The organism is Gramella sp. MAR_2010_147 (assembly GCF_900105135.1).
Lineage (GTDB): Bacteria > Bacteroidota > Bacteroidia > Flavobacteriales > Flavobacteriaceae > Christiangramia.
On record NZ_LT629741.1, the window covers coordinates 1,600,789 to 1,616,299 of the forward strand.

At 36.4% G+C, this 15,511-nt stretch carries 16 protein-coding genes; 2 read left to right on the forward strand and 14 right to left on the reverse strand.

Going from position 1 to position 15,511, the window contains the following annotated elements:
• The first annotated feature begins 1 nt into the window (after window position 1).
• Together BLT95_RS07205 and BLT95_RS07210 are read left to right on the forward strand one after the other, a co-directional pair.
• Window positions 2-199, forward strand: a complete 198-nt coding sequence (locus BLT95_RS07205; protein WP_347584290.1) for a hypothetical protein — start codon at window positions 2-4, stop codon at window positions 197-199.
• A gap of 73 nt (window positions 200-272) precedes the next feature.
• Window positions 273-518: a hypothetical protein gene (locus BLT95_RS07210; RefSeq protein WP_089665432.1), complete on the forward strand. Its 246-nt coding sequence runs from the start codon at window positions 273-275 to the stop codon at window positions 516-518.
• Between the two features lie 104 nt (window positions 519-622).
• Here BLT95_RS07210 and BLT95_RS07215 read toward each other — a convergent pair whose 3' ends face one another.
• The 14 genes from BLT95_RS07215 to BLT95_RS07280 form a co-directional block, all read right to left on the reverse strand.
• Window positions 623-1,600: a polyprenyl synthetase family protein gene (locus tag BLT95_RS07215; protein ID WP_089665433.1), complete on the reverse strand. Its 978-nt coding sequence runs from the start codon at window positions 1,598-1,600 to the stop codon at window positions 623-625.
• Between the two features lie 137 nt (window positions 1,601-1,737).
• Complete coding sequence (gene rlmN, locus BLT95_RS07220; protein ID WP_089665434.1) at window positions 1,738-2,781, reverse strand: 23S rRNA (adenine(2503)-C(2))-methyltransferase RlmN; 1,044 nt, start codon at window positions 2,779-2,781, stop codon at window positions 1,738-1,740.
• A 116-nt stretch (window positions 2,782-2,897) separates the two neighbouring features.
• Complete coding sequence (gene queA / locus BLT95_RS07225) at window positions 2,898-3,947, reverse strand: tRNA preQ1(34) S-adenosylmethionine ribosyltransferase-isomerase QueA (protein ID WP_089666872.1); 1,050 nt, start codon at window positions 3,945-3,947, stop codon at window positions 2,898-2,900.
• Window positions 3,948-4,037: 90 nt separating this feature from the next.
• On the reverse strand, window positions 4,038-5,255 hold the full coding sequence (aroA, locus tag BLT95_RS07230) for a 3-phosphoshikimate 1-carboxyvinyltransferase (RefSeq protein WP_089665435.1): 1,218 nt from the start codon (window positions 5,253-5,255) through the stop codon (window positions 4,038-4,040).
• Window positions 5,256-5,284: 29 nt separating this feature from the next.
• Window positions 5,285-5,539, reverse strand: coding sequence for a hypothetical protein (locus BLT95_RS07235; RefSeq protein ID WP_089665436.1), 255 nt, complete (start codon window positions 5,537-5,539; stop codon window positions 5,285-5,287).
• Entirely contained in the window at window positions 5,539-5,865 is a 327-nt protein-coding gene (locus BLT95_RS07240; protein ID WP_089665437.1) for a nucleotide pyrophosphohydrolase, read from the reverse strand. The genes BLT95_RS07235 and BLT95_RS07240 overlap by 1 nt, the downstream gene beginning before the upstream one ends.
• Complete coding sequence (locus BLT95_RS07245; RefSeq protein ID WP_089665438.1) at window positions 5,831-7,885, reverse strand: DUF3857 domain-containing protein; 2,055 nt, start codon at window positions 7,883-7,885, stop codon at window positions 5,831-5,833. The genes BLT95_RS07240 and BLT95_RS07245 overlap by 35 nt, the downstream gene beginning before the upstream one ends.
• Before the next feature lie 3 nt (window positions 7,886-7,888).
• Window positions 7,889-9,808, reverse strand: a complete 1,920-nt coding sequence (locus BLT95_RS07250) for a DUF3857 domain-containing protein (RefSeq protein ID WP_089665439.1) — start codon at window positions 9,806-9,808, stop codon at window positions 7,889-7,891.
• A gap of 52 nt (window positions 9,809-9,860) precedes the next feature.
• The gene (gene dtd / locus BLT95_RS07255; protein ID WP_089665440.1) at window positions 9,861-10,313 is read right to left on the reverse strand and encodes a D-aminoacyl-tRNA deacylase; all 453 of its coding nucleotides are present in this window, start codon (window positions 10,311-10,313) and stop codon (window positions 9,861-9,863) included.
• Window positions 10,313-11,260: a ribosome small subunit-dependent GTPase A gene (gene rsgA / locus BLT95_RS07260; protein ID WP_089665441.1), complete on the reverse strand. Its 948-nt coding sequence runs from the start codon at window positions 11,258-11,260 to the stop codon at window positions 10,313-10,315. Before rsgA ends, dtd begins: the two co-directional genes overlap by 1 nt.
• A gap of 99 nt (window positions 11,261-11,359) precedes the next feature.
• Entirely contained in the window at window positions 11,360-12,448 is a 1,089-nt protein-coding gene (locus tag BLT95_RS07265; protein WP_089665442.1) for a bifunctional 3-deoxy-7-phosphoheptulonate synthase/chorismate mutase type II, read from the reverse strand.
• Window positions 12,438-13,322 carry a prephenate dehydrogenase gene (locus BLT95_RS07270; protein ID WP_172822576.1) on the reverse strand — a complete coding sequence of 295 codons (885 nt, stop codon included), beginning with the start codon at window positions 13,320-13,322 and terminating at the stop codon, window positions 12,438-12,440. Before BLT95_RS07270 ends, BLT95_RS07265 begins: the two co-directional genes overlap by 11 nt.
• The gene (locus tag BLT95_RS07275; RefSeq protein WP_089665444.1) at window positions 13,319-14,464 is read right to left on the reverse strand and encodes an aminotransferase class I/II-fold pyridoxal phosphate-dependent enzyme; all 1,146 of its coding nucleotides are present in this window, start codon (window positions 14,462-14,464) and stop codon (window positions 13,319-13,321) included. The genes BLT95_RS07270 and BLT95_RS07275 overlap by 4 nt, the downstream gene beginning before the upstream one ends.
• Window positions 14,461-15,288: a prephenate dehydratase gene (locus BLT95_RS07280; RefSeq protein ID WP_089665445.1), complete on the reverse strand. Its 828-nt coding sequence runs from the start codon at window positions 15,286-15,288 to the stop codon at window positions 14,461-14,463. The genes BLT95_RS07275 and BLT95_RS07280 overlap by 4 nt, the downstream gene beginning before the upstream one ends.
• Between the last annotated feature and the right edge of the window lie 223 nt (window positions 15,289-15,511).

Sequence of the window (15,511 nt, forward strand, 5' to 3'; positions counted from 1 at the left end):
AATGTCTCTTTCAATCTACTCTTGTAGAGAAACTACTGAAGAAAAAACCGAAGATGCCGTAGAAGAAATGGGTAACGACATCGAGGAGTCTGCTGAAGAAGCTGGACAAGAAGTAGAAAACGCTGCTGAAGAAGCAGGAAACGAAATGGAAGAAGAAGTAGAAGGAACTGACGATATGAACGCAGATGATGATATGTAATCATTTTCTTTCTTAATAAAATTAAAGCCATTCTCCTGAATGGCTTTTTTTAATTAATCTAAAATTTATAACAATGAAAAAGTCAGTAATTTTAATTATGGCTGTTATTTTCAGCCTTTCTATTTATTCTTGTCGTGAGACTACACAAGAAAAGACCGAAGAAGCTGCTGAAGCAATAGGCGAAGATATCGAAGCCGGAGCCAAAGAAGCAGGAGAGAAAATTAAAAAAGGAGCCGAAAAAGTTGAAAAGGAAATCGATGAAGAAATTCACGAGACCGATGACGTCAATGGTGAAGAGGCTACAGACGATGCTGCTTAATTAGGATAAACATCCAATAAAGGAAGTTGTCTCAAAATTATAAGGACTGTCATTTTGAAATAAATTCAGCCTGACAGAAAAGAAGTTTTTGAGACAGCTTCTTTCTATTTCTTTCTTTCTATTACATAATTTACCATAAGTTCCAAACTTTCTTTGTAGGTAGAATCTGGATAATCTTCTAAGATCAATAAGGCTTCACGTTGAAATTCTTTCATTCTGCGAACGGCATAATCCAAACCTCCTTTGTCTCTCACAAAATTTATAACTTCCCTTACCCGCGTTTTATCTTTATTATGATTTTTAACTGAATTAATTATCCAGTCCCTCTCTTTTTGAGATACATTATTTAGTACATAAATTAGAGGCAAGGTCATTTTCTGTTCCTTAATATCTATCCCTGTTGGCTTACCAATTTTTTGAGTTCCATAATCAAAAAGGTCATCTTTGATCTGAAATGCCATTCCTATTAATTCGCCAAATCTTCTCATTTTGGCAATCTCATTGCTTTCAGGTTTAACAGAAGCTGCTCCCAAACTACAACAGGCAGCAATTAAAGTCGCCGTTTTCTGTCTAATAATATCATAATAAACCGCTTCAGTAATATCAAGCCTTCTGGCTTTTTCAATCTGAAGAAGTTCTCCTTCGCTCATTTCTTTAACCGCAACCGATATGATCTTCAGAAGATCAAAATCATTGTTATCAATTGAAAGTAAAAGTCCCTTGGAAAGCAGATAATCCCCAACCAATACAGCGATCTTGTTTTTCCATAGAGCATTTATACTAAAAAAGCCTCTTCTTCGATTAGAATCATCTACCACATCATCATGAACAAGAGTTGCCGTATGAATAAGTTCTATAACAGAAGCTCCTCGATAAGTTCTTTCATTCACGCTCCCCTCTGAGACCATTTTGGCAACAAGAAAAACGAACATAGGTCGCATTTGTTTTCCCTTACGATTTACGATGTAATGTGTAATACGATTTAGAAGCGCAACTTTTGAAGACATGGATTCGAAGAACTTTTTCTCGAAAAGCTCCATTTCTTTCTCCACGGGAAGTTTTATTTGGGAAATAACCTTCATAAGGGCCGTAAATATACATATTTAAACGGAAGGAAAACCTTATAGAAAAGTTATGAATATCAATATTAAGCATTTTCAATTAAGACCTCGTATTCCAGGAAATACGAGCAATGGTCTAGAAGATCCTAAGAATAATTTCAGGCAGATTTATTAGCTAGTTGCCCGCAGGCTGCATCAATATCCTTACCTCTTGATCTTCTCACGGTGACAGTTATACCATTTCGTTCCAGCATATCCTGGTACATATTGGTTGCCAGAGAAGTTGCCTGTTGAAAGTTCCCATCATCTATAGGATTATATTCAATAAGATTCACCTTGCATGGCACATATTTACAAAATCTAACAAGAGCCTGGGCATCTTCCCGGGTATCATTGATATCTTTCCATACAATATACTCATAGGTGATCCTGCTCTTTGTTTTAGCATACCAATATTCCAGAGCTTCCCTAAGATCTTCCAAAGGAAAAGTTTCATTGAAAGGCATAATTTGGGTTCTCACTTCATTTCTTGCCGAATGTAAAGAAACCGCCAGCTTGATCTTAGCTTCATCATCAGCTAGTTTTTTGATCATTTTTGGTACTCCAGAAGTAGAAATAGTAATACGCTTTGGAGACATCCCAAGACCTTCCGGAGAAGTGATCTTATCTACCGCCTTCATTACATTATTATAATTCATTAAAGGCTCTCCCATCCCCATAAATACGATATTTGAAAGTGGACGATCAAAATATAACCGGCTTTCATTATCGATGGCGACAACCTGATCATAAATCTCATCAGGATTAAGATTACGCATTCTTTTCAATTTTGCCGTCGCACAAAACTGGCAATCCAGACTGCAACCAACCTGTGATGAAACGCAGGCAGTAGTCCTTGATTTGGTAGGAATTAGAACAGACTCAACTGTGAGCGCATCATGGAGTTTTACCGCGTTTTTGATGGTTCCATCGCTACTGCGCTGCATACGATCTACCCGTATATGATTGATCACGAAATTATCCTTCAGCATTTGTCTGGTTTCCTTCGAAATATTTGTCATATCATCAAAAGAATGCGCCGCTTTATTCCACAACCACTCATACACCTGACTTCCGCGGAAAGATTTATCTCCTTCAGAAACAAAAAATTTCTGAAGTTGCTCTTTTGTTAATGCCCGTATGTCTTTCTTCTTTTCCTTCACGCTGCTAAATTACGAAGTTAAAACTGAATGCTTCAGTCTTTTAAATATCAATAGCTTACAAAAAAGGCCATAAACCGAAAATTCGATTTATGGCCTTTCATATTTTTAAATACAAATTAAATAATCAGCATTGCATCACCATAAGTGTAAAACCTGTACTTTTCTTTTACAGCTTCCTCATAAGCTTTCTTCATAAAATCATGACCTGCAAATGCAGAAACCATCATTAACAGCGTGGATTTTGGCGTATGGAAATTTGTGATCATACAATTCGCGATATTAAAATCGTATGGAGGAAAAATGAATTTATTTGTCCATCCACCAAACTCATTCAAAGTTTGATCTGATGAAACAGCACTTTCCAGTACTCTCATTACTGTAGTCCCAACTGCACAAACCTTACGTTTTTCGGTCTTCGCATTGTTTATTACCTCGGTAGCATCTTTCGTGATAAAAGCCTCTTCACTATCCATTTTATGTTTTGAAAGGTCTTCTACCTCTACCGGGCTGAATGTTCCAAGCCCCACATGCAAAGTAACCTCAGCAAAATCTATCCCTTTGATCTCTAATCTCTTTAAAAGGTGTTTTGAGAAATGAAGCCCTGCCGTTGGCGCTGCAACTGCCCCTTCATTCTTAGCATAGATAGTTTGGTACCTCTCTTCATCTGAAGCCTCTACTTCTCTTTTTATGTATTTTGGAAGCGGAGTTTGACCTAATTCTTTAAGCTTCTTTCTAAAATCACTATAAGATCCATCATATAAAAATCTTAAAGTTCTTCCTCTGGAAGTTGTATTATCAATTACTTCAGCCACAAGACTTTCGTCTTCACCAAAGTATAATTTATTTCCAATTCTAATCTTTCTTGCAGGATCTACAAGAACATCCCATAATTTAGTTTCAGGATTTAACTCTCTCAATAAGAAAACTTCAATTCTAGCTCCGGTTTTCTCTTTATTACCGTATAATCTTGCAGGAAAAACTTTGGTATTATTAAGAACCATTACATCTTCCGGTTCAAAATAATCTATTAAATCTTTAAATTTTTTATGCTCAATTGTCTGCTCTTTTCGGTTTAGAACCATCAGTTTCGCTTCGTCGCGATTTTCAGACGGATATTCAGCCAAAAGTTCTGAAGGCAGTTCAAAATTGAAATTCGAAAGTTTCATTCCCATAGTTCCTGTTTTAAAAGCTGCAAATATACAATCTCAAGATAGGGGTTGTCAAGTAAATGAGTGTTTATTTGGGAATAAAATAATTTATTGCATCTCAAAGCTCAAATTTTCAAGATCGTTCCAAAAATCTGGATATGATTTTGAAACTACCTCTGCATCCAAAATAGAAAGAGGAACTTTTTGTGCCAGCGGGGCAAATGCCATTGCCATACGATGATCATTATAGGTTTCTACCTCAACGTTCTCTTTAAGTGAATTACAAGGCAACAGATGAATGCTGTCATTAGTGATCTCGACCTCAGCACCAAACTTCTCCATTTCATTCTTTAAGGCCTGGAGCCTATCTGTTTCTTTGATCTTTAAGGTGTGTAGACCCTCCAACTTACATTCAAGACCCAGTGCAAGACAAGTGACTGCAATAGTTTGCGCAATATCTGGAGAATTTCTAAGATCTTCTGAGATTCTTACAGATGTTGTGCCTTTTTGTTTTCTAAGAATCACACTGTTATCCTGAAATTCAGTTTGAACTCCAAAATGTTTATATATCTCTACCAGACAGGAATCACCCTGTCTGCTGGTTTTTCGGTAATTAGACAATTTTATTTCGGCGGTTTCAGCAATTGCTGCAATACTAAAAAAATAGGAAGCCGAGCTCCAATCTGATTCTACTGCAATAGTAGAAGCATTTAACTCTTTTACTGGTTCAATAAAAATACGATCCTCTTTGAAATTTCCTTTAATCCCGGCATGTTGAAGAATTTCCAGCGTCATTAAAATATAGGGCGTGGATGTTATTTGACCTTCAAGTATAATTTCGAGTCCGTTTTCAAGGGACGCACATATGAGCATAAGCGCTGAAACATACTGGCTACTAACGTTCGCCTGAAGCTTCACTGAACTAACGTTTAGTTTTCTTCCTTTTATAAGCAATGGAGGATAGCCAACTTCTTTTTTATACTGAATATCTGCACCCATTCTTTGAAGGGCATCTACCAGTAACCTAACAGGCCTTTCTTTCATTCGCTTACTACCGGTAATTTCTACCTCACATCCTTCTTTTGCTGCGAAATATGCCGTTAGAAAACGCATGGCGGTACCGGCATGATGAATATCTATAACGCCAGAACCTTTCTCCAATGCCTTCTTTAGCACTACAGTATCATCACTATTAGAAAGGTTTTCTATTTGAATTCTGGGATAAAGAGCCTGTAAGATCAACAACCTATTAGATTCACTTTTTGAGCCGGTGATCTTTAGATCTGCAACAAGATTTTTATTTAGATTATAAAGGGATAAAGTCATTTCAAAAGATAAATATGTAAAACACTAAATTAATCTTTCTTTTCTTTCCCACGAAACTGCCCGAAGGCTAAAATAAAGCCATATAAAAAAGCTGCCAGGAGCTGACCTATAACAAACCTTAATAACTTACCGTCTGCTGTTCTTTCTTCAAAAAATCTTAGAAACGCGAATTCTCCATATTCAAAAAATATGGTGATCACATTATATAATACAAGAAACGAAAGACCTAGCCAAAAAACCGATTTCCAGAAAAGGCGTTGAGACACCATTGACTTAAATTTCATTATTTCAGCTTTTCGTTGTTTTTATGCCTGTCTTTGTCCCTTTTTGTTTTGATATCCAGCTTCCTGTCAAAAGCTTCCTGAAGATCCACACCTGTTTGATTTGCTAAACAAAGTACTACAAAGACCACATCTGCCAGCTCTTCTCCAAGATCTTTACTCTTATCGCTCTCCTTTTCACTTTGCTCGCCATATCTACGAGCAATAATCCTGGCCACTTCACCGGTTTCTTCTGTAAGCTGAGCCATATTTGTAAGTTCATTGAAATAACGAACCCCATGCTCTTTAATCCAATTATCTACCGCTTTCTGCGCGTTCTTCAAGTCCATCTTCTATATCTTTCTCCAAAACTATAGCTTCCCCCTGTTTTTTAATAATATTATCGTAAAACTTTTTGAGGAACTCATATTCTGAAGGAGCAAAAGCTGTTTTATTGATATTAACTTTAGAAGTGACTCTAATTATAGATCCACTATGCTGTACAATAAACTTGAATTGCCCCCAATCTTGCCCTAGATTAACTACACTACTCTCTGGTACAGAAACCACTTTATAGCCATTAGGAACCATTATATTTACCGACTTCAATTTTTCTTCTGGAAAATCAAAAAAAATAGGATAAACTCTATCTAAAGATTTAAACGGATTCTCCGTCATAGCTTCAAATAGTAAAGGCGTCATATAAATTTTTTCTCCTATAACATCCAGAGAATTTGTTAGTTCAAATTCATAATTTTCAATAATTTTCTGACCAATATTTTTCATATTTTGAATATCATATTCAGATATATCAAGACCTTCATTGTCTTTCTTAACAAACTTTAAATAGTCCGTTTCACTTGTAGCATAATGATTATCCCTAAATTGTTTGGCAAAAAGGCCATCATAGGTATTTGTATATCGTCCTGTTAAAGACTGTTCTCTAACTTTTACATTTATTTGGGTTTTTACAAGGGAACGGGTATTGGGCCTTAGATTAATCCATTCGGAAGTTCCATTTTCTCTAATAATTCTTCCCTGCCAGTTTCTTGCTCTCTTTGGAAGTTCACCTATTGCAGAAAATGGATCTGAAGCATCAAGTAAAATTATTTCATCGAACTCCTCTACACCGGCAACAACATAATTAAACCCACTTCTTGTAGGAAACAATGGGATACCATTAGAGGTCGTGCTTAAAACTACAGGATGTGCATTAATACCTGCATATTTTAACATGGAGGTAAGTAGTAAATTAATATCCCCTATGTTTCCTGAGCCTTCTTTAAATGCTTTTCTAGTTCCGTTTTCCGGGAAAAATCCTAAATAATCATTCCATTTAACTTTTTGCTTCACGTAATTAAATATCTTTTGCATCTTCATCGAAGGATCTGATAAACCGGATAATAATTCATCAACTTCTTTATCATAGAATCCGTCCTTGTTTAGTTCATTGTCAATTCCAACATCTTTATAAATAGATTTAGCTACACCCTCCCAATCCTGGGAAAAGTTCTCGACCATAGAATTAGGGAATTTAGTATGCATAAGCTCCCAGTCTATAAAAGCGGCATAATTACGAAGATCATCTATATGGGTTTCTTTTTTTAAAGCTGGAATATCATTTTTTTCAATAGAATACATATTCATCATATATTCTATTTTATTTCTACTGGTAGAATGGCGTACATTTCTGGTAGATTGATGCCTGTTGGTGGTTGTAAAAGAATATTTAAAACTTTCCTTGCTTTCCTTTAGTTTAAAACTAAGCGGTGATCTTAAGTTCTGATACCTGCTAAAAAAGAAGTATTCGGGTATTTTAACATCCAGCTCCAATCTATCTATAGGGATGGTATATTGTAATAGGGTCTTTCCAATAGACCCTATAAATGGTGACTTTATTTTATAGGTATATTCAATAACACTACCTTCGGTAACTGCAGGCATTGTAAATTTTGTCACTCGTCTATATTTGGACTCATCTTCTTCAAAAATCTCATCATTTCTAAGCTTTTCCTCTTCCAATTCCCCGTCTACTAAATTATATGTATGGCCTTTTAAATAAATTAGACTTTCCTCATCAGATGTGCTTTTAATTTTTTTTATTTCTTTCGTAGCCCAATCAAAAGCTTCCTTATTATAAATTTTCACTCTTTCATGAACTTCTGTAATAAGATTAAAGCCTTCATGCTGATTTATTTCGTAATAAACCTTTTGACTTCTGAAGAGCACAGCTGCATTTGCATCTTTGTTTATGGGATGTTCTTCTTGAAGTACTTCTTCTTCTGAAACTTTTCCGAATTTATAATTCTGAGCATTGGAAGGAACTACGAATAAAAATAGTATTGGGATGATTAAATTAATTGGGCGCATAAATTAAATTTTACTGGATGATACAATTACTGCTTTTTGATTTCTTATGTTATATATATTTTGGAGAAAGGTTCTAAATTCTTCAAATTTTCCAGGTGCCCATTCTCCCTCCTCAATTTTCAAGTATTGATCTACAACAATATAAGCGCTCCCCTTCTCTTCTTTTTGATCTATGTTGAACTCCAATTCTCCAAATTCAGTTTTCAGAAATTGACTTTTGGGCAATGCCTCCACGGTATAATTTACCGGAATTTTAAACCTGGTAGTGTCTCTGTAAGATTTACCTCTACTTATTTGAACGCTATTCTTCCTATTCTGATCTTCATCAAGATTTAAATGAAATTGTTTTATAAAATTTAAGGGCAATAAAAGTCTATTTCCGGCTTTCCTACAAAAGTTATCTCCGTTAAATTCCAGGTTTTCTATAAACTCGATCTTTCGTTTGTCGTTGCTGAAATTTATTTCTTCAAAATCTATATTCTGGAGATAGGAAAACTTCTCTCTATAATATCGTTTTTGTTCTTTTTCCGGCTGATTTTCTATCAGGTAAATATCCCCGTAAGGCACTCCATAACTGGACCTCTTAACTTCGGCTTCAAAACCACCATCCTCGTTAAGAACTATCAATGTATTTGCAGTCTGTAGATTTTCATCAGCAGAATATCTTTTCGTTTTTACAATTTCACCTCCTTCAGGTTTCAATTTTAAAACAAAACGGTTATCTGCAAAATCACCTAAATAATTGAATGGTGTATCCTGGCTGGTACATTCTAACCATATATCTTCCTTATTTTCTTGAGGGATACTTAAAATAATATGATTTCCCTGCATTTTGGTGAAATCTGGATCTATATCCCTTCTTTCTTTACTCCCAAAAACGACGGTATAGTCAGATTCTATACCCTGGGATGCCAGCAAAGCTTTGGTATAATTGCTTAAACCTTTACAGTCTCCATACCCCAGCCTATCAACCTCTGAAGCTGGATAGGGCGTCCATCCTCCAATCCCCAGCATTACTGCGATATATCTAGTGTTATTCTGAACATAATTATAGATGATCCTTGCTTTCTCTTCTGTTGTTTCTGCACTCTGGGTAAGAGTAGATATTTTACTAACGATTGCGTCTGGTAAAATAGCTTTCCCGGCTACTAAATTATCATATTGCCATTTTCCGAAACTCTCCCAATCGGTAGATTTTCCTCGAATTCCTTCAAGTTCATATTCTTCAAGTGCAACAAGAACTTTAGGGGCAAAACTTTCAAAGGAAGGACTAAGTGGCTCGTATGATATAGCAGTAATATTATTTGCTGAATACTCCAACTCTAAATTGGAAGTACTGGATACAACATCCAGACTATCCAGATTGCGTTCAGAAAAACGAACCGGAATTTTAGCATTATTAAAAAGCTTATAGGTAGACTTTTCAACACTTACCTTATAGCCTTCAAGTGGCCACCAGTCCGGCAGAAACACACTACTTTCTCTTCTTACCTTGCTGGTATATGCTACCGTATAAGGATATGATCTTGGGGTATAATCCAGATAACTTATTCTATTATCAGAAAAAAGAACAAAGTTTTGAAAATTACTGCGTTCTTTAAAATCCCTTTTTCTGATTTTTTTTATTTCCTCACCCTTAGCACTATAAATTATGGCTTCCTGATCTAGAATTGAAACTCCATCATCATAATTTTCATAAGCATCAATAAAGCGTTCACCTGATTCGTTTAGGACTGTTACAACCCTTTCAGTAGTAATAACAACATCATCAACATCATTTATTTCCAGGTGCGTAGCATTTTTACGAACTACCGCATTGGCATCGAGGAGCATTTTTAGATCAATGTCGCTGACCGAATAATTTTCCTGGCTATAAAGGATTGAAGAAACACCAAGAAAACAAACAATAAGAAGTTTGTACATTTTTGGGGGAAAATTCAGAATTTCCTTGCAATATATAAAAAATTAACTCTTTTTAACGTTTTTCTTTAGAATCTATTATAATTGTAACCGGTCCATCATTTAAAAGAGATACTTTCATGTTTGTGCCAAATCGACCTACACCAACATCCTTTCCTAATTCTTCTTTAAACTTAGCTATAAACTTTAAATATAACGGTTCCGCAATTTCTGGCTTTGCCGCCTTGATATAACTTGGCCGGTTTCCTTTCTTGGTACTGGCATGCAAGGTAAACTGACTCACGATGATTGCATCACCATCCCTACTTTTCAGGGATTCATTCATCACTTCTTCATCATCATTAAAAATTCGCATATTGATGATCTTCCGGCACAGCCAGTCAATATCTTCTTCATTATCTTCATCTTCAATCCCAAGGAGAACCAACAATCCATCACGCATTACCGCACAAACTTTATGATCTACGGTTACAGATGCTTCTGAAACTCTTTGTATTACTGCTCTCATTATTTTTGATATTGGTCTATTCTATAATTATCTTCTTCACCATCCATGATCTGTAAATAACTTTTGTACCTGGACCAGGCAATTTCGCCTTCTTCCAACGCGTCTTTTATAGCACACTTCGGTTCTTCTATATGCAGACAATTATGAAATTTACAATCCTGTTTTCTTTCAAAAAACTCGGGAAAATAATCTCCAATCTCTTCGCGATCCATATCCACAACCCCGAAGCCTTTGATACCCGGGGTATCAATAATACGTGCATCAAAGCTTAGATCGAACATTTCAGCAAATGTGGTGGTATGTTGTCCCTGGCTATGCTGTTTTGAAATTTCTGATGTTTTTAGATCCAGACTAGGCTCTATAGCATTGATAAGAGTTGATTTTCCTGTTCCGCTATGTCCGGAAATCATACTGGTTTTTCCGTACATTTTTCCAGTTACCTTATCAACATTTTTTCCATTTTTTGCTGAAATACCGATACATTCGTAACCTGCACTTCGGTATAATTCTGCAAGATATTTCACCTCGGCAAGCTCTTCAATAGAATAAGCATCTACCTTGTTGAAAAGCAATACAGCAGTGATATCGTATGCTTCTGCGGTAACCAGGAACCTATCTATAAAAGTGGTTAATGTTGGCGGATTGTTGAGCGTAATCAGCAGAAAAACCTGGTCTATATTAGAAGCAATGATATGTGTTTGCTTGGAAAGATTGACAGATTTTCGAATAATATAGTTCTCACGCTCCTTGATCTTTTTAATTACCCCGGTCTTCTCCTCTACTCCTTCTTCAAGATCAAAACTCACCTCATCACCTACTGCCACAGGATTAGTACTTTTAATTCCCTGTATCCTGAATTTCCCTTTTATCCTGCATTCGTAAAACTCTCCATCTTCAGCCTTTACCTGATACCAGCTTCCTGTAGATTTATAAACCGTTCCCTGCATTTATCCTAAATTATTCATATCCTGAGTCATCTTTTAATTTCAATACAAATTTAGAAGAATAATTCCAGACAACGGCTTCGTCTAACTATTGCTTTCAAATTACCTAATCCCATCAAGAATTTTTTGCTGATGATTGATAGATTCCTGGTGAATAGCTTTGAACATTCTAAGAACGAACTCTTCACTAAGTCCCTTTTCCTCGCCTTCCAGCACCATTTTACCAAGAATTTCATTCCATCTCTTAGTTTGTAAAATAGCCACGTTTTTATCCTTTTTAACCTCTCCAATCTCCTCGGCGATTTTCATTCTCTTGGAAAGAATCTCCAGAATCTGACTATCAGTAATGTCGATTTTAGATCTCAGGGCGGTCAATTTATTCTGAAACTCTTCATTTCCAGAAATTTCCTTTCTAACTTTTAGATCTTCCATCATTTTAATAAGTGTTTCAGGGGTAATTTGCTGTGCAGCATCACTCCAGGCTTTATCCGGGGTGTGATGTGTTTCCACCATAAGTCCGTCATAGTTTAGATCCAGGGCAGTCTGACAAAGGTCAAAGATGATATCCCTTCTACCTGCAATGTGAGATGGATCGAGGATTAAAGGCAAATCTGGAAATTTGTTCTGAAGCTCAATCGGGATTTGCCATTCCGGATTGTTTCTGTACTTGGTTTTTTCGTAGGCTGAAAAGCCTCTATGAATTACCCCCAGTTTCGAAATATTAGCAGTATGTAATCTTTCCACAGCACCAAGCCATAACGAAAGGTCTGGATTCACCGGGTTTTTCACCAATACGATCTTATCTGTTCCTTTCAGGGCATCAGCAATTTCCTGAACAATAAAAGGAGACACGGTGGTTCTTGCACCTATCCAAAGAATATCTACATCATGCTTTAACGCAAGATCTACATGATTTGGGTTTGCCACTTCGGTAGTAGTAAGCATTCCTGTTTCCTCCTTTGCCTTTTGAAGCCATTTTAAACCAAGTGCACCTACACCTTCAAAGTTTCCGGGTCTGGTTCTTGGCTTCCAGATTCCTGCTCTTAGCACAGTTGCATCACTGTCTTTTAACTGGTGGGCGATCGTTAAAACCTGTTCCTCTGTTTCGGCACTACAGGGACCTGCAATAACCAGTGGATGTGACAATCCGAAATCATCCAACCACGTTCTGAGTTCTTTGTTATTTTCCATTTTCTACTATTTTAAATTCTTCGTTCTTATTTATTCCGTTTAATACTTCTCTTATATGGTTCGTTCTTTCCATTTCACTGAATATTTCCTCAAAATTATCTTCATCTATCAGTTTTCTGAAATGTTTCAAATTTAAAATATACTCATCCAGTGTTTCCATAACATTTTTCTTATTCTGACGGAAGATGGGCGTCCACATTGCCGGAGAACTTTTCGCCAGTCTTACTGTAGAAGCAAATCCACTACCGGCCAGATCGAAAATATCCCTCTCATTCTTCTCTTTTTCCAGCACCGTTTTACCAAGCATAAAAGAACTTATGTGTGATAAATGCGACACATAGGCGATATGCCTGTCGTGGGAAGAAGGATCCATATATCTAATTCTCATCCCAATTGCCTTAAATATTTCCAAAGCCCTTTCCTGAAGTTTGAAAGCTGTTTTTTCTACTTCACAAATGATGTTTGTCTTATTCTTAAATAAACCACGAACTGCAGCGGTAGGCCCCGAAAATTCTGTTCCGGCAATGGGATGTGCAGAAAGATAATTTCGTCTTTTAGGATGTTCAGCAACTATTTTGCAAATTTCTTCTTTGGTAGACCCGGCATCTATTACCATACAATCTTCTTTTACTATATCTAATACCCTGGGCAGTACATTTAAAGAGGTGTCTACGGGAATTGCCATATATACCAGGTCGGCTTTAATAAGTTCTTCGAATTGTGCTTTTTTATCGATCAATCCAAGCTCTAAAGCTTTCGCAAGATGTTCTTCATTTTCGTCTATCCCATAGACCTCAACGTTCTCCATTACAGATTTCAGATCCAGGGTAAAAGATCCACCTATCAAGCCTATACCTATTACAAAAACTTTCATAATTTAATTCTTTTCAGTGCTTCATCGATATCATCCTCTGTCGCGCAGAGTGAAAAACGCACATAGCCTTCACCCTGAGAACCAAAAATGAATCCCGGTGTAATAAAAATGTCCTTATTATAAAGCAAGTCATCTACAATATCACTGGAAGTCTTTTCTTTGGGAGTCTTGGCCCATAAAAAAAGGCCTACCTGATCGCCCTTCACCTCACAGTTTAATTCTGAAATTAACTCAAGGATCTTTTTCTTCCTTCTGGTATACACTTTATTGATTTCTTCGAACCAGGAACCTGACAATTTCAATGCTTCCACAGCACCGGCCTGCACCGGGTAAAACATTCCGCTGTCCATATTAGATTTTACTTTTAAAACAGCATTGATATTCTTTTCACTTCCTGCAAGTATCCCCACTCTCCAACCGGCCATATTGAAACTTTTACTCAAGGAATTTAACTCCATTACATAATCGCTTAAACCTTCTTTTCTTAAAATGGTTTTAGGATGATCATTCTGAATAAAACTATAGGGATTATCGTTTATCACTAATATTTTATGCTCTTCAGCAAACCTGGTCAGTTTTTCAAAAAAGCTGTCCGGTGCTACAGATCCTGTAGGCATATGCGGATAGTTCACCCACATTATTTTTACTTTACTAAGGTCTTCTTTCGATAATTTATCAAGATCTGGAAGCCAATTATTCTCTGGTTTTAATTCATAATTGCGTTCTTTCGCTTCCAGTAATTTAGAAACTGAACTATAAGTAGGATAACCGGGATTTGGTAATAAAACCTCATCACCAGGATTTAAGAAAGTCATAGAAATATGCATGATTCCCTCCTTACTTCCCATTAATGGCAATATTTCTGCATCGGGATCTAAATCAAGCTGATAGAATTTTTTATAAAATTCTGAAATGGCATTTCTCAATTCTGTAATTCCTTTATAAGGCTGGTACTGGTGGGCGGCACTATTTTCAAGAGCAGTATTCAATGCTTCTATAACCGCAGGTGGTGGAGCAAGATCAGGACTGCCAATCCCCAGATTGATAATTGGTTTTCCTTTGGCTCTGAGATCGGCTACTTCACGAAGTTTCTTCGAGAAATAGTATTCCTGAACTGTATCGAGCCTTTTTGCAGTTATCATGACAATTTGTTTTTATAGATTCCCAAAATTTTTAAATCTTCCGTCATTATTTTCAACACATCGATCGCCTTTTCAAAATCCTGTGTTCTTTCAAAAGTCACATCCACAAAAAATGAATATTTCCAGGGTTCGTCAATAATAGGGAGCGACTGAATTTTAGTCATATCTAAGTAAGAGTCCCTTAAAATATTCAATACCGAAACCAGACTGCCGCGATCACTGCTCAAATCAAATTTCAGGGAAGCTTTATCTAGTTTCTCTCCATTTGGCTTTTGCATTTCTGTACCTAACACGAGAAACCTGGTGGCATTACTTTTTATGGTGTGAATTTCTCTGGCCAGAATTTCCAATCCATACATACTCGCCGCTGCCGGACTGGCAACAGCAGCAACCTTCAACTTTCCTTCTTCTGAAATTCTTTTAGCAGCTTCAGCAGTATCTGCATCTTCAATCAACTTAATATGAGGATGCTTTTTAAAGAACTCTTTACATTGCAGTAAAGCCATAGGATGGGAAAACACCTTTTTAATATCTTTAATCTCCTGCCCTTCAACTGCCATTAGATTCATATTTACCGGAGTATAATGCTCCCCGATCACACTTAAATTGTATTCATCTATAAGAGCATAATTTGGTAAAATGGAGCCGGCAATACTGTTCTCTATAGCCATTACCGCTTCATTGGTCTCGTTTGAAGCCAGCTTTTCTGCCAGCTCGTGAAAGGACATATGTTCCACCACCGCTACTTCGTTAGGGTAATAATCCATGACCACCAGATGATGGAAAGAACCTTTAATACCCTGAATTCCGACTTTTTTACTCATATTGATACAATAAAAAAAGTCCCGATTTTAGATCGAGACTTTTATATAATTTGATGTATTAATTAATCATATAGCATTCCCGATCCTATTCCTGGTATAGAAATAAAAATAATAGAACGCGTTCCAATTAATTAAACCTGTCATTTCTTATAATATTAAGTGACTAAATTAGTCTTTAAATCCTAGATTCAAAATTTTTCTCCTTCAAAATAACGAGTTTTCG